The 17,137-nt window shown below is 69.6% G+C and carries 17 protein-coding genes and 1 tRNA gene; 11 read left to right on the forward strand and 7 right to left on the reverse strand.

What is annotated here, in order from left to right; all coding sequences use genetic code 11:
* The first annotated feature begins 2 nt into the window (after positions 1-2).
* Positions 3-87 (forward strand) — tRNA-Leu (locus JJ685_RS20900).
* Positions 88-212: 125 nt separating this feature from the next.
* On the opposite strand, the gene rimO is transcribed toward JJ685_RS20900, so the two are convergent.
* The 4 genes from rimO to JJ685_RS20920 form a co-directional block, all read right to left on the reverse strand.
* Complete coding sequence (gene rimO, locus JJ685_RS20905) at positions 213-1,619, reverse strand: 30S ribosomal protein S12 methylthiotransferase RimO (RefSeq protein WP_201676285.1); 1,407 nt, start codon at positions 1,617-1,619, stop codon at positions 213-215.
* Positions 1,620-1,647: 28 nt separating this feature from the next.
* The gene (gene phaR / locus JJ685_RS20910; RefSeq protein WP_201676286.1) at positions 1,648-2,178 is read right to left on the reverse strand and encodes a polyhydroxyalkanoate synthesis repressor PhaR; all 531 of its coding nucleotides are present in this window, start codon (positions 2,176-2,178) and stop codon (positions 1,648-1,650) included.
* A gap of 164 nt (positions 2,179-2,342) precedes the next feature.
* Positions 2,343-3,131, reverse strand: coding sequence for a DUF2189 domain-containing protein (locus JJ685_RS20915; RefSeq protein WP_201676287.1), 789 nt, complete (start codon positions 3,129-3,131; stop codon positions 2,343-2,345).
* Between the two features lie 40 nt (positions 3,132-3,171).
* Positions 3,172-5,970 (reverse strand): LuxR C-terminal-related transcriptional regulator, encoded by a 2,799-nt coding sequence (locus JJ685_RS20920; RefSeq protein ID WP_201676288.1) that lies wholly within the window; start codon positions 5,968-5,970, stop codon positions 3,172-3,174.
* A 257-nt stretch (positions 5,971-6,227) separates the two neighbouring features.
* Between JJ685_RS20920 and JJ685_RS20925 the strand changes: the two genes are divergently transcribed.
* Entirely contained in the window at positions 6,228-6,950 is a 723-nt protein-coding gene (locus JJ685_RS20925; protein ID WP_236599167.1) for a response regulator transcription factor, read from the forward strand.
* Positions 6,951-7,191: 241 nt separating this feature from the next.
* Positions 7,192-8,637, forward strand: a complete 1,446-nt coding sequence (locus JJ685_RS20930; RefSeq protein WP_236599168.1) for an MltF family protein — start codon at positions 7,192-7,194, stop codon at positions 8,635-8,637.
* Positions 8,638-8,650: 13 nt separating this feature from the next.
* On the opposite strand, the gene JJ685_RS20935 is transcribed toward JJ685_RS20930, so the two are convergent.
* The 3 genes from JJ685_RS20935 to JJ685_RS20945 all read right to left on the reverse strand — a co-directional run bounded on the left by JJ685_RS20935 (position 8,651) and on the right by JJ685_RS20945 (position 10,803).
* Entirely contained in the window at positions 8,651-9,211 is a 561-nt protein-coding gene (locus JJ685_RS20935) for a YSC84-related protein (protein ID WP_201676290.1), read from the reverse strand.
* A gap of 96 nt (positions 9,212-9,307) precedes the next feature.
* Positions 9,308-10,579 carry a DEAD/DEAH box helicase gene (locus tag JJ685_RS20940; RefSeq protein ID WP_201676291.1) on the reverse strand — a complete coding sequence of 424 codons (1,272 nt, stop codon included), beginning with the start codon at positions 10,577-10,579 and terminating at the stop codon, positions 9,308-9,310.
* Positions 10,576-10,803 (reverse strand): hypothetical protein, encoded by a 228-nt coding sequence (locus JJ685_RS20945; RefSeq protein WP_201676292.1) that lies wholly within the window; start codon positions 10,801-10,803, stop codon positions 10,576-10,578. The genes JJ685_RS20940 and JJ685_RS20945 overlap by 4 nt, the downstream gene beginning before the upstream one ends.
* 64 nt (positions 10,804-10,867) lie before the next feature.
* Between JJ685_RS20945 and dbpA the strand changes: the two genes are divergently transcribed.
* The 8 genes from dbpA (at position 10,868) to JJ685_RS20985 (ending at position 17,070) form a co-directional block, all read left to right on the forward strand.
* The gene (gene dbpA, locus JJ685_RS20950; protein WP_201676293.1) at positions 10,868-12,262 is read left to right on the forward strand and encodes an ATP-dependent RNA helicase DbpA; all 1,395 of its coding nucleotides are present in this window, start codon (positions 10,868-10,870) and stop codon (positions 12,260-12,262) included.
* Positions 12,263-12,398: 136 nt separating this feature from the next.
* Positions 12,399-13,271, forward strand: a complete 873-nt coding sequence (locus JJ685_RS20955) for a hypothetical protein (protein ID WP_201676294.1) — start codon at positions 12,399-12,401, stop codon at positions 13,269-13,271.
* Positions 13,268-13,465 carry a hypothetical protein gene (locus JJ685_RS20960; protein WP_201676295.1) on the forward strand — a complete coding sequence of 66 codons (198 nt, stop codon included), beginning with the start codon at positions 13,268-13,270 and terminating at the stop codon, positions 13,463-13,465. Before JJ685_RS20955 ends, JJ685_RS20960 begins: the two co-directional genes overlap by 4 nt.
* Before the next feature lie 31 nt (positions 13,466-13,496).
* Positions 13,497-15,035, forward strand: coding sequence for an arylsulfatase (locus JJ685_RS20965; protein ID WP_201676296.1), 1,539 nt, complete (start codon positions 13,497-13,499; stop codon positions 15,033-15,035).
* Between the two features lie 18 nt (positions 15,036-15,053).
* Complete coding sequence (locus JJ685_RS20970; protein WP_201676297.1) at positions 15,054-15,248, forward strand: hypothetical protein; 195 nt, start codon at positions 15,054-15,056, stop codon at positions 15,246-15,248.
* A gap of 39 nt (positions 15,249-15,287) precedes the next feature.
* The gene (locus tag JJ685_RS20975; RefSeq protein WP_201676298.1) at positions 15,288-16,256 is read left to right on the forward strand and encodes a formylglycine-generating enzyme family protein; all 969 of its coding nucleotides are present in this window, start codon (positions 15,288-15,290) and stop codon (positions 16,254-16,256) included.
* A gap of 3 nt (positions 16,257-16,259) precedes the next feature.
* Positions 16,260-16,397 (forward strand): hypothetical protein, encoded by a 138-nt coding sequence (locus tag JJ685_RS20980; RefSeq protein WP_201676299.1) that lies wholly within the window; start codon positions 16,260-16,262, stop codon positions 16,395-16,397.
* 19 nt (positions 16,398-16,416) lie between these two features.
* Entirely contained in the window at positions 16,417-17,070 is a 654-nt protein-coding gene (locus JJ685_RS20985) for a YidH family protein (protein ID WP_201676300.1), read from the forward strand.
* Positions 17,071-17,137: the final 67 nt, after the last annotated feature.

Here is a 17,137-nt window from a genome sequence, read left to right on the forward strand (position 1 = left end):
ATGCCCAGGTGGCGGAATTGGTAGACGCACTAGTTTCAGGTACTAGCGGGTAACTCCGTGGAGGTTCGAGTCCTCTCCTGGGCACCAGACAATTTCAAAAAAGCCGGCGATGCCGGCTTTTTTCGTCGGGACCCCAGGATCGACTGCGCGGACCAACTCGCAAACCATGGTCCATGATAAAGCCGGCATCGCCGGCTTTGTAGTTTTTGTGCTCAGATCGGTTCCGCCACCAGGTCGTGGCCGTCGGTGGCCACGATGCGCGCCTTCGTGAACTCGCCCACGCCCAGCCGCTTGCTGAGCTTCTGCGGCGGCAGCAGCTTCACGGTACCGTCGATCTCCGGCGCGTCCGCGTACGAGCGGCCCACGCCGCCCTTGCGGCCCAGCGCCGGCGCCGAATCCACCAGCACCTGCATGGTCGCGCCGACGCGACGCTTCAGGCGCGCGGCGGAGACCTCTTCGGCGACCGCCATGAAGCGCGCGCGGCGCTCCTCGCGCACGGCCTGCGGCAGCATGCCGGGCAGTTCGTTGGCGGCTGCACCTTCCACGGGGCTGTAGGCGAAGCAGCCGGCGCGGTCGATCTGCGCCTCGCGCAGGAAGTCCAGCAGGTGCTGGAACTCCTCCTCCGTCTCGCCGGGGAAGCCGGCGATGAAGGTGCTGCGGATCACCAGCTCCGGGCACAGCTCGCGCCAGCGCGCGATGCGCTCCAGGTTCCTCTCGCCGCTCGCGGGGCGCTTCATCCGGCGCAGCACCTCGGGGTGGCTGTGCTGGAAGGGCACGTCCAGGTAAGGCAGCACCCGACCCTGCGCCATCAGCGAGACGACCTCGTCGACGTGCGGGTACGGGTACACGTAGTGCAGCCGCACCCAGGCGCCGTGCGGCTCGGCCAGTTCGCCGAGTGCCTGCACCAGTTCCAGCATGCGGGTGCGCACCGGGCGGCCGTCGAAGAAGCCGGTGCGGTACTTGACGTCGACGCCGTAGGCGGACGTGTCCTGGCTCACCACCAGCAACTCCTTCACGCCGCCCTCGAACAGCGCCTTCGCCTCCTTCAGCACGTCGCCGATAGGGCGGCTCACGAGGTCGCCGCGCATCGAGGGAATGATGCAGAAGGTGCAGCGGTGGTTGCAGCCCTCGCTGATCTTCAGGTAGGCGTAGTGCTTCGGCGTGAGCTTGATGCCGGCGGGCGGCACCAGGTCGACGAAGGGATCGTGCGGCTTGGGCAGGTGCGCGTGCACCGCGTCCATCACTTCCTGCGTGGCGTGCGGGCCCGTGACGGCCAGCACCGAGGGATGGACGCCGGCCACCATGTTGCCGCCGTCCTCGCCCTTGCGGGCGCCGAGGCAGCCGGTGACGATCACCTTGCCGTTGGCGGCCAGGGCCTCGCCGATCGTGTCGAGGCTTTCCTTCACGGCGTCGTCGATGAAGCCGCAGGTGTTCACGATCACGAGGTCGGCGCCCTCGAAGGTCTTGGAGGTGGTGTAGCCCTCGGCGCTGAGCTGGGTCAGGATCAGCTCGGAATCGGTCAAGGCCTTCGGGCAGCCGAGGCTCACGAAGCCCACCTTGGGCACGGCAGAGGCAGGGGAAGCGGAAACGGGAAGATCCGGGGACGCGATGTCGCTCATCCCCGTATTGTCGTTGTTATCGAAAGACCTATTTCTTGATGCCGAATGCGCCGAGCATCTGCTCCGTGTTCTTCTGCACCTGCTCCTGCATCTTCTCGAACATGTTCTTCGACTGCTCGGCGTAGTTGCCCATCATGCCCTGCAGGGGGTTCTGCAGGTTCATGAACTGGGCCCACATCTCCGGCGTGAAATTCTTCGTCTGTTCGGCCACCTGGGACTGCAGGTCGGTGAAGGCCTGGACGTTCTTCTCGATGTAGCTGCCCATGAAGCCCTGCATGGCGTGGCCGTAGAAGCGGATGATGTTGGCCAGCGCCGCCTCGCTGAACATCGGGGCCCCGCCCGCTTCCTCTTCCAGGATGATCTGCAGCAGGATGCTGCGCGTGAGGTCCTCGTTGGTCTTGGCGTCGCGCACGACGAAGGCCTGGCTGTCCATCACCAGCTGCTTGACCTCGGTCAGCGTGATGTACGTCGAAGTGTCGGTGTCGTAGAGCCGCCGGTTCGGGTACTTCTTGATGATGCGCTGCGCCGGCTTGGCGCCGCTGATTTTCTTGCTCGTCACGAAACGGGGCTCCTCTGGGCGGGTCTGGCGCCCGCACTGTTGCAATGCAGCAGATTCTAGGGAGAGGATAAACCCGGGGTGCGGGGTTTAACCCTTAGCTGTTGGGCTTGTGCCGAAACTGTCGTCGGCGCCCCTACCCCGTGACGCACGACGCGCGCAGGCCGCTAGTCCTCGCGCGCGACCAGCCCGCGGTAGGCGTGCCAGCTGGCGTGCGCGATCCAGGGGAACACCACCACCAGCCCCAGCATGAGCGTGAGCAGGCCGATCCAGGTGATGACGGCGATCAGCAGCGCCCACAGCAGCATGGGACCGGGGTTGCGAAGGCAGCAGCGCACGCTGGTGATGGCGGCCGTGATCACGTCCACCGGCCGGTCCAGCAGCAGCGGCACCGTGATCACGCTCAGCGCGAACACCACCGCCGCGATCAGCGCGCCGGCGGCGGCCAGGGCGAGCAGCAGCGGCACGTGCGCGCCCGAGAAGATCAGGCTCGTGAGCAGGTTGGCGGCCTGCAGGGGCTCGCCGCGGTAGAACGCGGCGAACACGATCGCGGCGACCCGTTCCCAGAAGATCAGCGCCACCGCCAGCATGAAGCCGAACAGCGCGATGGACGACGCGTTGGCGCGCCATGCCGCGCGGGCTTCGGCCGGGTCCAGGGTGTCGCCCCGCTCCAGCTGGCGCGTGAACCCGTAGATGGCGATCGCCGCGAACGGCGCGACGAAGAGGAAGCCGCCCAGGAGCGCGGGAGCGAGGTACGCCACCTTCCACGTGGCGGCCAGCAGCAGCCAGCCCGCCACCGCGACGGCGATGCCCACCTGGAGGCTGGGACGCAGGCTGCGACGGAGGTCGCGCGCGCCCAGCCGCAGCCATTCGATGGGTGTCTCCAGCGCCACCTGCCGCACCTGCGGCTCCGCCGCGGGCTGCACGGCATGGTCTCGGTCGAACGCATGGTCCATGGCGGTCCCCTTCAGAAGGATGGGGATGCCATCGTAGACCTCATGCCGGCCGGGCGCCAGCCTCGTCCGGACCCCCGCTCACCAGCACGCCGATCTGCCGTGCGCGGTCCAGCACGTGCTTGCGATTCGCGCCGCCGAGCTTGCTCAGCAGGTTCTTGACGTGCCACTTCACCGTCTCGTCCCCGAGGCCGAGGGAAGCCGCGATCCGCTTGTTCGGCAGGCCCAGTGCGAGGCAGCGCAGGACTTCGCGTTCGCGCGGCGTCAGCAGCTGCGTCTCGATGACGCGGAACGCCGGCGCCGCGCCCGGCTCGGGACGCGGCTGCGGCGGCTCGCCCGGCGAGGGAGCGGCGGGTTCGAGGGCCGCCGGCATCAGGTTCCGCAAGTCGGGGTGGGTGTCCTGGAGGATCGCGTCCAGGCCGTACGCGGCGGCGAAGCTGGCCGCTTCGTGCAGGTCCTGCTCGGCCCCGGGACGCCCGGTGCGGTATTTCGCCAGCGCCCGCAGCAGCTGGAACATCAGGCGCTGGCGGCCCAGCCGCAGGGCCGCGGCCGCCGGCAGTCCGGCCTCGACGTGCGGCAGGGCTGCCTCGTGGTCTTTCGCCGCCAGGGCCGTGTAGGCACGCGCCAGGCACAGGACGACCCCGCGGTAGCCGCTGCCCCAGGCGTGGGCCTGCACCGCAGGCGAGGCGCAGACCTGCTCCAGCCGCGCGAGCAGGTCGGCGCAGGCGGCCGCCCGGCGGGCGTGCGAGTGGAACCGGATCTGCTCGACGAGGGACTCGACGACGTAGCGGGGCACGTCCTGCAATTCGCCCAGGAAGCACAGCCGCTGCAGCAGTCCGAGCGCCCGCGCTTCGTCGCCCTCGGCGACCGCCAGCCGCGCCGCCGTTCCGAAGCCGAGGATCACCGGCCGGAACATCTGCACCCGCTCCAGCACGTCGAGCCGGTCCGCCAGCAGCTCGTGCGCCTGCGCCCGCTCGCCCCGGTGCCAGCGCGCCGCGGCCAGCAGCGCGGCCACCGCGGTCGCGAAGGTGCTGCGCCGTCCCAGCGCCGATTCGAGCTCGCCCAGGAGCGGCTCCAGGATCGCAACGGCTTCGCCCGGATTGGCGTCCCACTGGAAGCTGTCGCCCTCGCTCGCGCGGCGGAAGAAGGACGCCAAGGTGGTGTCCGGATGCCCGCGCGGCACCTTCAGCAGCGTCCAGACGTGCCGCGACAGCTCGACCTGCCCCGCGTACAGGCTCATGAGGCTGCGGGCGAAGGTCAGGAAGAGGTCGAGGGCGATGCAGCCCTTGCCGAATTCGCCCTCCCACTCGCCCACGAGGCGGGACACCGCGGCGCCGTCGTCGCGACAGGTGGCTGCGCGCAGCAGGACCGCCGCGGCTTCGCGCCGCAGGGCAGGCTCCGCGCCGGGGCGCCGCAGCAGGCCCCGGACCAGCCGCTCGCGCTTGGCCTCGTGCCGGGCGGAGTTGGCCAGCACCGACGCCGCGGTCACGGCCAGCGAGGGACGCGCCAGCAGCTCGGATTCGGGGATCGCATCCACCCAGCGCAGCGCCCGGTCGAAGTCGCCCCGCCCCCAGATCACGGGCAGGCTCTTCTGGGCCAGGTCGTAGGCCAGTTCGTGCTGGCGCGCCGCCAGCGCGTGTTCCACCGCATGCTCCGCCATGTCCCTGGCCGCGAACCACTTCGCGGCCCGCAGGTGCAGGCGCGTGCGCTCCGACTCGTCGAGCTCCATGTCCGCGCGCCGCCGCAGGTGCCCGCGCGCGAGGCTGTGCAGGCGCACCCAGCCGCCGCTCACGAGCGGGTCGAACAAGGGTGCCATGTCGACCAGCCGGTTCAACACTGCGGGACTGTCCGGCCGCCCGGTGATCGCCGCGCACAGTTCCCCGTTCAGCAGCGGCGGGTCGCTCACGCGGATGAGGAAATCGACGTCCTCCTGCGGCAGTTCCCCGAGCACGAAGCGCTGCAGGTACTGGTCGAAGCCGCCGAAGCCCTGGTGGGCCCGCTCCAGCACCTGCTCGATGTCGGCGCTGTCCAGCGCGGCCGAGCCGATCATCTGCACCCCCAGCGGCCAGCCGCCGGTCAGCTCGAACGCGCGCAGCCCGTGCACGGGTTCGACCCGCTTGCCGAGCCGGCGCCGCAGCACCTGGGCGACTTCGGCCCGGCTGAACAGGAGGTCGCGCGCGGTGACCACGGCCAGTCCGCCATCCCCCGCCGCGTACGACACGAAGCCGGGCAGCGGGACCTGGCTGGCCAACACCAGGCTCAGGTTCGCGGGTGCGTTGAGCACCAGGTAGCGGAGGTAATCCCGCGCGGCCGCTTCGGGCGCGAGATGCACGTTGTCCAGCATCAGCAGGACCTCGCTGGACAGAAGCGCGACGCGCGCCAGCCAGTTCGTCGGACCGTCCATGGCCTGCTGCGTTCCCGACGCGAGTTCGCCCACGCGCGACTCCAGCGCCCCGCCGCCCCCGACCGCGAGCGCCGTGCGCAGTCCCTGCACGAAACGCTGCGGCCCGTCGGCCTCGTCGAGCGACAGCCACACGACGACGGCGCCGCGCTGCAAGGCCTGCCTGCGCCACTGCGTGAGCAGGGAAGTCTTGCCGTAGCCGGCGGGTGCCTGCACCAGCAGCGCATGCCGGTCGACCAGCAGGGGGGCGTCGAGGGACAGCCGTTCGCGCGTGATCAGCGCGCGCGGCGTGCGCGGCGCGGTCGCCTTGAGCGTCAGCTCGGGATCGAGCGCGGCGGGCGCGGCATAGCGGATGCGGGAGCGTGGGGTGCTCCCGGCGCGTTCGAACACCGGCGGGCGGGTGTCAGCTCGGGCAAGCTCGGCCTGCATCGGGCCCAGCATGCCATGGATGCGGCGCCGCGGCAAAGCCCGAATTCCACTGCCGAGCGGCGCATCGTTGGCGTCACGGCCCGCCCCCCCGCCTTCATTCGTGCGCAGCGGCGCTTCGGGCCACCCAGCCCGCTTGACGTCCTGCCCGCGCGCCCCCACCGATGGGGGGCGCATCGTTCCGGGCAAGAGGACACAGTGCCCGCATGTTTCGGGAATCCTCGTCCCCGGCTTCGGGAAGTGTGCGCCCCCGCCCGGAGGGGAAGCCGTCGATGGAGATCCGCGTCGCGGCCGTCGACGACGATCCGGCGCAGTTGAGCCTCCTCGCCAGCACCATGCGCGCGATGGGCCATGGCTGCCACACCTTTACCAGCGGCAAGGCCCTGCTGCGCGCGATGCGCACCGAGACCTTCGACCTGCTCCTGGTCGACTGGCAGATGCCGGACATGAGCGGGCCGGACCTGGTGATGTGGATCCGCGAAAAGGTCTCGACCACCCTGCCCGTGATGTTCGTAACCGTGCGCGACGAGGAATGCGACATCGTGCGCGGCCTGAACTGCGGTGCCGACGACTACATGTGCAAGCCCGTCCGGGTGGGCGAACTGATGGCCCGCACGCGCGCGCTGCTGCGGCGCGGACGCAGCGGCCAGCAGGAACAGTCGGACGTGCGGCGCTTCGGCGACGTGGAATTCGACACCAGGACGCGCGCGGTGACGATGAAGGGTAGCCCCATCGACCTGCGCGGGCGCGAGTACGACCTGGCGCTCTTCCTGTTCAAGAACGTCGGGCAGCCGCTGTCCCGGCGCCACCTCACCGAGGCGCTGTGGGGTTTCGGCGTGGAGCTCAACTCGCGGACGCTGGACACGCTGGTTTCGATGGTGCGCGGCAAGATGAAGCTGCGGCCCGAGAACGGGTTCAAGCTGGGTGCCGTGTACAACGTTGGCTACCGGCTGGACGTCCTCGGCGACGGCAGCGCAGGCGCGGCCACGAAATGACGCAGTTGGGTCGGATCGCCGCCGCGGCCTGGTTTCTCGCGGCCACGACGCTCTCGCTCGCCCCCGCTCAGCCCTAGGTCCTTGGTCCAATGTGCGCCCGGACCGTGCGGCGTAACGTAACGATACCTGCGCCGCCTCTCCCCGACAGAATCCGCCGGCAAGAACGATCCTGGAGGCCGTCATGCGATGCCCGCCCTTGCATTCCCTGCCCTGGCGTTCGTGTGCCGCGCGCCTCGGGCGCATGACGCTCCTTGCGGCCTTTCTGCTGGGCACCGCACCTCTCGTTTCAGCGCAAGGCAAACCGTCTCCTTCGACGGGGCGCCAGCTCAGTCTCGAAAACCAGGCCCGGCAGGGCGACTTCGACCAGATGGTGGAGCGGCGCCTCATCCGCGTGCTGGTGCCGCCCGGCAGGACCCTGTTCTTCATCGACAAGGGACAGGAGCGCGGGATCACGGCGGAGAACCTGCGCGATTTCGAGCGCCACCTGAACCGCAAGTACGGCAAGCAACTCGGAAAGAGGCCCCTGACCGTCGTCCTGGTCCCGACGACGCAAGACAAGCTCCTGGCCGGCGTGAGCCAGGGCGTGGGGGACATTGCCGCCGGGAACATCACTGTGACGGACGAGCGCCGCAAGGTCCTCGACTTCGTGGCGCCCAAGGAAGGCGTGAAGGTGCGCGAACTGATCGCCACCGGTCCCAAGGCCCCGGAGATCAAGTCGCTGGACGATCTCTCGGGCAAGACCTTGCACGTCCGGCCGTCGACGAGTTTCGCGGAAAGCGTGGCGGCGCTCAACCAGCGGTTCCAGGCTGCGGGCAAGGCGCCGGCCAAGGTGATCCCGCTGCCCGACGCGCTGGCAGACGAGGACAAGCTGGAGATGCTGAATGCCGGCGTGCTCGACGTGGTCGTGGTCGACGACTGGCTGGGGCGGGTCTGGGCGCAGGTCCTGCCGAAGGTCAGGCTGCGCGACGACCTGGTCCTGCGCCAGGAGGGCGCGATCGGCTGGGGCATCCGGAAGAACAGTCCCAAGCTGGAGGCGGAGATCGTCGACTTCTTCGCGAACTACGCCAAGAAGCAGGGGACGCTGGACGCGCGCGTGGCCCAGTACTTCAGGCGCGTCAAGCAGATCCGCAACAACTCCAGCGGGGCCGAGGCCAAGCGCTTCGAGGACACCCTTGCGCTGTTCAGCAAGTACGGCACCCGGTACAAGTTCGACCCGCTCATGCTCGCGGCGCAGGGCTACCAGGAATCGCAGCTGCGGCAGGAAGCGCGCAGCCACGTCGGCGCGATCGGCGTGATGCAGGTGATGCCTGCCACCGGCAAGGAGCTGAACGTCGGCGACATCACGACGCTCGAGCCGAACATCCATGCCGGGGCCAAGTACATGGACCAGTTGATGACGCGTCACTTCCCGGACGCGAAATTCAGCGAGGCGGACCGCTCCCTTTTTGCCTTCGCCGCCTACAACGCGGGGCCGGGCAACATCGGCAAGATGCGCAAGGAGGCGGCGAAGCGCGGACTCGACCAGGACAAGTGGTTCAACAACGTCGAGGTCGTGACGGCGGAGAAGATCGGGATCGAGACCACCACGTACGTCCGCAACATCTACAAGTACTACGTGGCTTACCGGCTGCTCGAAGATGCGCGCTCCGCGCCGGTTGCGGGCAATGCATCCGGCGCGAAGAAGTAGCGTTCGCCTTCGCTCAGTTCAGGTCGCCGTCCTTCCAGGCCTTCAGGCCGGACACCGCCGCGCCCGCCTGCAGGCCAGCCTTGGTCAGGGCGAAGAACCTGCCGCCCTGCACGTTGCCGGCGCCTGCCCCGACGTTGGCGGCGCTGGTCCCCGTGCCCGCGCCCGCGGCTGCGCTGGCCGAGGCCTCCCAGCCCTTGTCGATGAAGTCGGCCAGCGCCTTCGGGCTGTCGAAGACGAAGAGATACCGCGTGTCCGACGCGCCGAGCTGGAAGCCCGCGCTCGCCTGCGCGACGTTCATGAACGTGTCCTTGCCGGTCTTGGCGTCGTGCGCGACGCCCTTGCCGCCGGCCCCGCCGAGGCCGAAGCTGAGGCCGTACGTCGTGAACACGGCGTAGCCGGGCGCCTTCGACACGGCGGCCTTGAGATTGGGATCGGCCTTGTAGAAGTCCTGCAGCGCCTGCGTGGCCTTGGCCTTGACCTCGGACTGCTTGGCGCCCTTGTCGCCCTGGGCGTGGGCAGTGGCGCCCACGGCGGCGAGGGTGGGGACTGCGATGAGGAACTTGCGTCGTTGCATGAGAACCCTCCGTATGGAAGTTGCGGCGAAACCATTGATCCTCGCGCGGCGCCCGTCGGCGCCGTATTGGACGAAGGTCCCATGCTCGAGCCGACCCTAGACCTTCGTCCCGCGCTGCGCCGCGGCGGCCGCCGCGGCCCGTAGCTTGTCCTTCTTGCTCGGTCTCTTTCCCTTCACCCCGCCGGTGCCGGCCGGGGCCTCGGACGGCGGCGGGGCCGCCTCCACCGGCTCGAAGCCCGCCACCCGCTCCCGCGGCAGCAGCAGCCCGTTCCGCTTCTCGATCAACTGGAAATGCGCCTCCGTGGCGGCGCTCGCGAAGCTCACGGCCAGCCCGCTGGCGCCCGCGCGGCCCGTGCGGCCGATGCGATGCACGTAGTCGTCCGCCGAGCGCGGCAGGTCGTAGTTGACCACCACCTCCAGCCCGCGGATGTCGATGCCGCGGGCCGCGAGATCGGTGGTCACCAGCACGTCCCAGCGGCCGTCCCTGAATTCCTCCAGCACGCCGGTGCGGTGCGACTGGCTCTTCTCCCCGTGCAGCGCCGCGGCGCGGATGCCGCGCTCGTGCAGCTTGCGCGCGACGTGCTCGGTGGCGTAACGCGTGGCCACGAACACCAGCACGCGCCGCCAGCCCTCCTGCTTCACCAGCTGGCGCAGCAGCTCGGTGCGGCGCGGCGCGTCCACCGCGATCACGCGCTGGACGATCGCGGGTTCCGCCCGCGCCTCGGCGGCGGCCTCGATGCGCACGGCGTCGCGCAGCAAGCCGTCGGCCAGCGCCTGCACCTCGGGCGGAAAGGTTGCCGAGAACAGCAGGTTCTGACGGTCCGCCGGGAGTGCCGCGAACACGCGTTCGCGTTCGGCGGAAAAGCCCAGGTCCAGCAGGCGGTCGGCCTCGTCGAGTACCAGCGCCTCGACGGTGTCCAGCCTCACCGCATTGCGATCCAGCAGGTCCAGCAAGCGTCCCGGCGTGGCCACCACGACGTCGCAGCCACCCCGCAGCGCCATCATCTGCGGATTGGGCGAAACCCCGCCGTGCAGCACCGCCACCTTGAGCGGACGGGGGCAGGACGTGCCCAGGCGGCGGAAGGTCTGGCCGACCTGCTGCGCCAGTTCGCGCGTGGGCACCAGCACCAGCGCCCGCACTCGCCGATAGGCATGCTGCCGGCCCGCGATGACCCGCTGCAGCAAGGGCAGCGCGAACGCCGCGGTCTTGCCGGAGCCGGTCGGCGCCAGGCCGAGCAGGTCCTGCCCGCGCAGCAGGGGCGGGATGGCCTCGGCCTGGATCGCCGTGGGGGTGGTGTAGCCCACCTCGGCGCACGCCTGCAGCAGGGGTGGGGAGAGCCCCAAGGACGCAAAGGTTGCGACGGTCATGGCGACCGGTGCAGCCTCGGGCCGGAGAGCGCGCTCACGCTGTCGGCGACGGCGGCATCGACGTCGGGCCACCGGCCCGCCAGCTGCGCGGCGACGAGCGCCTTTTCCAGTGCACGCAGTTCGCGGACGCTGGGCGCCACCTTGATCTGGGCGATGGCGGCCGCCGGATTGCCGGCGCGCAGCAGCGCCATGATCTTGCCGGGCCATGCAGAGGATTGACTCACGGATTTCTTCGCGGAGAGGGTGAAGGGTGCATTGTCCGCCGGAGCACTGTGGAATGATCGGGCCATGCCCCAAGAACCCCGGACCAGTTTCGATACGCTTTCCCTGCCGCCCGCCACGCTGGACAACCTGCACCGTCTCGGCTACCTGGAGATGACGGCGATCCAGGCCGCCAGCCTGCCGATCGCCCTTTCGGGCCGGGACCTGATCGCGCAGGCCAAGACGGGCAGCGGGAAGACCGCTGCCTTCGCGCTGGCCTTGCTGGCCAGGCTCGATGCGCGCCGCTTCGCGGTGCAGGCACTGGTGCTGTGCCCCACGCGCGAGCTGGCGGACCAGGTCACCACCGAGGTCCGCCGCCTCGCCCGCGCCGAGGACAACGTCAAGGTCGTCACGCTCGCGGGCGGCGTCCCGCTGCGGGGCCAGACCACCAGCCTCGGGTACGGAGCGCACATCGTGGTCGGCACGCCGGGTCGCATCCTCGATCACCTCGATCGCGGCAACCTGCAGCTCGAAGCCCTGAACACCCTCGTGCTCGACGAGGCGGACCGCATGCTCGACATGGGGTTCATCGACGACATCGCGAAGGTGGCGCGACGCTGCCCGGCGCAGCGCCAGACCCTGCTGTTCTCGGCGACGTATCCGGAAGGCATCGCCACGCTCGCGGCGCAGTACCTGCGCGAACCCGTCACGGTGAAGGTCGAGGCGCAGCACGGCGGCGAGCAGATCGAGCAGCGCTGGTACGAGGTGACCGAATCCCAGCGCCTGGCGACGGTGGCGCGCCTGCTGGATCACTTCCGTCCGGCGAGCACGCTCGCCTTCTGCAACACCCGGGCGCGTTGCCGCGAGCTGGTGGAACTGCTGCAGGCGCAGGGCTACAGCGCGCTCGCGCTGCACGGCGAACTGGAGCAGCGGGACCGCGACCAGGTGCTGGTGCGCTTCGCGAACGGCAGTTGCTCGGTGCTGGTCGCCACCGACGTGGCCGCGCGGGGGCTCGACGTCGCGGGCCTCGCCGCCGTCATCAACGTCGACATGCCTCCCGATCCGGAACTGCACGTGCACCGGATCGGCCGCACGGGCCGTGCCGGCGAGACCGGCCTGGCGCTCAGCCTCGCCAGCCTCGACGAGATGGGGGCCGTCGGCCGCATCGAGCAGTTGCAGGGGCGGGAATCGGTCTGGCACGGCCTCGCCGAGCTCACGGCGGCCCCCGGCGGCCGCCTGCTGCCGGCCATGGCGACCGTCCACATCCAGGCCGGCCGGAAGGAGAAGATCCGCCCGGGCGACGTGCTGGGCGCGCTCACGGCCGACCTTGGCTACACCCGCGAGCAGGTGGGCAGGATCGACATCAACGAGTTCGCCACTTACGTCGCGGTGGAGCGCGGCATCGCGCGCGACGTGGCGGCGCGCCTGAACGAAGGACGCATCAAGGGGCGCAGCGTCAAGGCGCGGCTGTTGAAGGACTGAGGCCCCGGCGAAACGGTGCGCCGGCGAGCTGAACCGACTCGACGGCCTCCTGTTCCGACTCTGCCGCAGCCGTTGGACCAACGTCCAATTCCTGCGGTGCGGCACGCTCGCCATGATCTCGCGCTGCGGGGTTTGCATGACGTGGGCGCAACTCATTCCCCTGGCCATCACCCTGAGCATGGCCGGCCTGCTGCTGTCGGTGGCGCTGGAGACCCGGTTCGGCGACCTCCTGCACCTTCTGCGTCGCCCTTCCCTGCTGCTGCGCTCCGTGCTGGCGATGAACGTGGTCATGCCCCTGTTCGCGGTTGCGCTGGGCCTCGCTTTCGTCCAGCAGTTGGAGCATGCCGTGGTGGTGTCGCTGATGGCCATGTCCCTGGGGCCGGTGCCGCCCATCCTGCCCGGCAAGGAGCTGAAGGCCGGCGGGCCGCGCGCGTACACGATGGGGCTGGTGTTCGTGTCGGCGGCGCTGTCCATCGTGCTGGTGCCGGCCATGATCGCGCTGCTGGGCCACGTGCTCGACAAGCCGGTGCAGATCTCCATGGGCTCCATCGCGCGCATCGTCGCCACCTGGATGCTGTTGCCGCTGCTGCTCGGCGCCTTGGTACGCCATGCGGCGCCGGCGCTGGCGCAGCACGTGGTGCGCCCGCTGGCGATCGCCTCGGGCGCGCTGCTGGCGCTCGCCTGCATCCCCGTGCTGCTGCAGGTGTGGCCGAAGATGCTGTCCTTGCTCGGCCATTTCACGCTGGTGGCGATCATCGTCTTTACGCTGGCCGGCCTGGCGATAGGCCACCTGCTCGGCGGCCCGGACCCGGACGAGCGCACGGTACTGGCGCTGTCCACCTGCACGCGGCACCCCGCGGTGGCGATCGCGGTGCTGCACGCGGAGCCGGACCGGGCGTCGGTCCTTGCGGCCGTCCTGCTGGTCCTCCTCGTGGGCGGCATCGCCACCGGGCCCTATGTGAAGTGGCGCGCGGGGAGCCACGCGCCGGCGGGGAGCCGGCACGCGTGACGAACTTCCTGCGCGGCTGGCTGCGGCTCTGGCTGCTGTTCGTGTTCGCTTCGGGACCGGCGGCGGCGCTGGCGCAAGCGGATCCGCTGCCCTCCTGGAACGACGGCGCGGTGAAGCAGGGCATCGTCGGCTTCCTCCGGGCTGCGACGATGGCGGACGGCAGCTATTTCCCCCCACCTCTTCTCGGCGTCTGAAACGCAGCCCTCCCGAAGGAAAGGAGTCCCCATGGCCACGACTTCCAGGAAGCCCAACATCCTCGTCATCTGGGGCGACGACATCGGCATCTCCAACCTGAGTTGCTACTCCCACGGCCTGATGGGCTATCGCACGCCGAACATCGACCGCATCGCGCGCGAAGGGATGATGTTCACCGACAGCTACGGCGAGCAGAGCTGCACCGCCGGGCGCTCGTCGTTCATCACCGGGCAGAGCGTGTACCGCACGGGTCTGTCGAAGGTGGGCATTCCGGGCGCGCCAAAGGGCATGTCCGAGAAGATCGTCACGATCGCCGCGCTGCTGAAGGCGCAGGGCTACGCCACCGGCCAGTTCGGCAAGAACCACCTCGGGGACCGCAACGAGCACCTGCCGACCAACCATGGCTTCGACGAGTTCTACGGCAACCTCTATCACCTGAACGCCGAGGAGGAGCCCGAGCAGGCGGACTACCCGCAAGCCGCGGGCTTCAAGGCGCAGTTCGGTCCGCGCGGCGTGATGCGCTCGTGGGCGACCGACAAGGACGATGCGGCCGAGCAGCCGCGCTGGGGCCGCGTCGGCAAGCAGAAGATCGAGGACACCGGCCCGCTCACGCGGGAGCGCATGCTGACGTGCGACGACGACTTCGCCGCCGCCGCGCAGGACTTCATCCGGCGCCAGGAGAAGGCCGGCAAGCCCTGGTTCGTGTGGCTGAACACCACGCACATGCACTTCGTCACCCACACCAAGACGTCCAGCCTGGGCCAGGCGGGCATCTGGCAATCGCCCTACCACGACACGATGATCGACCACGACCGCAACGTCGGCCAGATGCTGGACCTGCTGGACGAACTGGGCATCGCGGAGAACACCTTCGTCCAGTACTCCACGGACAACGGGCCGCACCGCAACTCCTGGCCCGACGCCGGAACCACGCCCTTCCGCAGCGAGAAGAACACGAATTGGGAAGGCGCCTTCCGCATTCCCCTGCTGGTGCGCTGGCCCGGCAGGATCGCCCCCGGCTCCGTGGCCAATGGCATCGTGCAGCACCACGACTGGCTGCCCACCTTCCTGGCGCTGGCCGGCGAGCCCGACATCGTCGAGAAGGTCAAGGGCGGCTACCCGGCGATCGGCCGCACCTACAAGAACCATATCGACGGATTCAACCTGCTGCCCTACCTGACAGGCGAAGCGAAGGAGAGCCCGCGCAAGCTGTTCTTCTACTTCAGCGACGACGGCGACATGCTCGCCCTGCGCTACGAAAACTGGAAGATGGTCTTCATGGAGCAGCGCACGCAGGGCACCATGGCGGTCTGGGTGGACCCGTTCGTGCGGCTGCGGGGCGTGAAACTCTACAACCTGCGTACCGACCCGTACGAGTATGCCGACATCACCTCGAACAGCTACTGGGACTGGGTGATCCAGCGGGCCTACATCGTGTACGGGGCCCAGGCGGTGGCCGCGAAGTTCGCCTCGACCTTCAAGGACTTTCCGCCGGTGCAGACCCCCAACACGTTCACCATCGACGATGCGCTGAAGATGATGGCGGAGCCGCCGGCAGGCGCGGGCTGACGCCGCCGAAGGTCCGACGTGCGCAACATCCTGCTCTGGGCCTGCGTCGCCGCCGCTCCGTGCTGGGCCCAGCCCAGCACGGAGGAGATGAACGCCGCCAACAACCCGCCGCATCCGGCGGTGGGAGTGAACCTGCAGGACGCCTGCACCGGCCGCTTCTACGGCCGGGCGACGGCGACGGCCTGCCGAAGTTCCAGCTGTTCTTCGGCCTGAACATGCATTTCCCCCTGTGATGCGAGACGGAGCCTGCCGATGAACGCAGTGATGGGAGCCGATGCCGGCGCGGCGGCGGATGCCGCGGACATGGTGTGGATCCCGGGCGGCACCTTCCGCATGGGATCGGACCGGCACTACCCGGAAGAGAAGCCCGCGCACTTCGTGCAGGTCGGCGGATTCTGGATCGACCGCACGCCCGTCACCAACGCGCAGTTCCGTGCCTTCGTCGAGGCCACGGCCTACGTCACCTTTGCCGAAATCGCCCCCGATGCCGCCGACTATCCGGGCGCGCTGCCGGAGATGCTGCAGCCCGGCTCGCTGCTGTTCATGCAGCCGCCCGGCCCGGTGGACCTGCACAACTTCGCGAACTGGTGGCAGTTCTGCTTCGGCGCCGACTGGCGCCATCCGCAGGGCCCCGGCAGCAGGATCGAAGGCCTGCACGACCATCCGGTGGTGCACGTCGCGTGGCGCGACGTCGCCGCGTACGCGGCCTGGGCCGGCAAGGAGCTGCCGACCGAGGCCGAATGGGAGTTCGCGGCGCGCGGCGGCCTGGAGGACGCCGAGTTCGCCTGGGGCCCGGAGTTCATGCCGCAGGGCCGCCACATGGCCAACACGTGGCAGGGCAGCTTCCCGCACCAGAACCTCGCCACCGACGGCTTCGAGCGCACCTCGCCCGTCGACGCGTTTCCCCCCAATGGGCACGGCCTGCTGGACATGATCGGCAACGTCTGGGAGTGGACGCAGGACTGGTACGCCGCCGCCCACGCCGACAGCGCGCAGCGCCCGTGCTGCGCGCCCGTAAACCCGCGCGGCGGCAGCGAGCAGGGCAGCTTCGATCCCTGCCAGCCGGAAGTGCGCATCGCGCGCAAGGTGCTCAAGGGCGGCTCGCACCTGTGCGCGCCCAACTACTGCCGGCGCTACCGGCCGGCGGCACGGCATGCGCAGCCGGTGGACACGTCGACCAGCCACGTGGGCTTCCGCTGCGTGAAGCGGGCGCCGGGGTGATCCATGCGTGAATGGCTGGCGTGGCTGACGGAGCCGGCCATCGTGCTGCCCGATGGCATCGCGGTGATCCGCACCTTCCTCAGCTACTTCCTCGAACGCGACCTCGAGGACGTGCGCGAGCGCCAGCGCGCGAACGCCTGAGAGGCCGAAGGAGCACTGCATGGACGACCCCACCGTGGACGAGCGGGAATCCCTGGAGCGCCCGGCGCGGGTGGCGGAAACGGCGCCGCCGCCGGAGCCCGACATCCAGCCGCCGCCGACGGATCCGTCGACCGTGCTGTCGCGGCATCGGACGCACCTGTCGACGCACCGCACCTCGCTGTCGGAGCACCGCACGGCCCTGTCGGAGCACCGCACCGACCTCTCGACCTACCGGACGACCCTGTCGCGGCGCCGCACGGACATGTCGATGCGCCGCACCGGCATGTCCTTCCAGCGCACGCGCATGAGTGCCGACCGGACGCTGATGTCGGTGCTGCGCACTTCCTTGTCGCTGATCAGCTTCGGCTTCACGATCTACCAGGTGTTCGACAAGCTCGCCCACAACGAAGTCATACGCAACGTCAACGCGCCGCGCAATTTCGGCACGGCACTCGTGTCGCTGGGCATCCTGATGCTGGCGATCGGCATCGTCTACCACGTGCAGTTCATGCTGGGGCTGCGCCGCATCCGCTCCGAGATGAAGGCCGCAGGCCTGGTCCACGGCGAGAGCGGCTTTCCGCCTTCGTTCACGCTGGTGACGGCGCTGATCCTGCTGCTGGTCGGCCTGTTCGCGATCGTCAGCATGGTCTTCCACATCGGGCCGTTCGGCTGAGGCCGCACGCGCCTTCGACTGCCGATCCCGCTCTTCAATCCAGACCCCTCGGCCTCGATCGCGGGCC

Source organism: Ramlibacter monticola (assembly GCF_016722785.1).
GTDB lineage: Bacteria > Pseudomonadota > Gammaproteobacteria > Burkholderiales > Burkholderiaceae_C > Ramlibacter > Ramlibacter monticola.

Bases quoted from the DNA above. Each gene is read 5' to 3' on its own strand.
- rimO (WP_201676285.1), bottom strand. From the start codon at position 1,619: ATGAGCGACATCGCGTCCCCGGATCTTCCCGTTTCCGCTTCCCCTGCC.
- JJ685_RS20915 (WP_201676287.1), bottom strand. From the start codon at position 3,131: ATGGACCATGCGTTCGACCGAGACCATGCCGTGCAGCCCGCGGCGGAG.
- JJ685_RS20920 (WP_201676288.1), bottom strand. From the start codon at position 5,970: ATGCTGGGCCCGATGCAGGCCGAGCTTGCCCGAGCTGACACCCGCCCG.
- JJ685_RS20925 (WP_236599167.1), top strand. From the start codon at position 6,228: ATGGAGATCCGCGTCGCGGCCGTCGACGACGATCCGGCGCAGTTGAGC.
- JJ685_RS20930 (WP_236599168.1), top strand. From the start codon at position 7,192: ATGACGCTCCTTGCGGCCTTTCTGCTGGGCACCGCACCTCTCGTTTCA.
- JJ685_RS20935 (WP_201676290.1), bottom strand. From the start codon at position 9,211: ATGCAACGACGCAAGTTCCTCATCGCAGTCCCCACCCTCGCCGCCGTG.
- JJ685_RS20940 (WP_201676291.1), bottom strand. From the start codon at position 10,579: ATGACCGTCGCAACCTTTGCGTCCTTGGGGCTCTCCCCACCCCTGCTG.
- dbpA (WP_201676293.1), top strand. From the start codon at position 10,868: ATGCCCCAAGAACCCCGGACCAGTTTCGATACGCTTTCCCTGCCGCCC.
- JJ685_RS20955 (WP_201676294.1), top strand. From the start codon at position 12,399: ATGACGTGGGCGCAACTCATTCCCCTGGCCATCACCCTGAGCATGGCC.
- JJ685_RS20965 (WP_201676296.1), top strand. From the start codon at position 13,497: ATGGCCACGACTTCCAGGAAGCCCAACATCCTCGTCATCTGGGGCGAC.
- JJ685_RS20975 (WP_201676298.1), top strand. From the start codon at position 15,288: ATGAACGCAGTGATGGGAGCCGATGCCGGCGCGGCGGCGGATGCCGCG.
- JJ685_RS20980 (WP_201676299.1), top strand. From the start codon at position 16,260: ATGCGTGAATGGCTGGCGTGGCTGACGGAGCCGGCCATCGTGCTGCCC.
- JJ685_RS20985 (WP_201676300.1), top strand. From the start codon at position 16,417: ATGGACGACCCCACCGTGGACGAGCGGGAATCCCTGGAGCGCCCGGCG.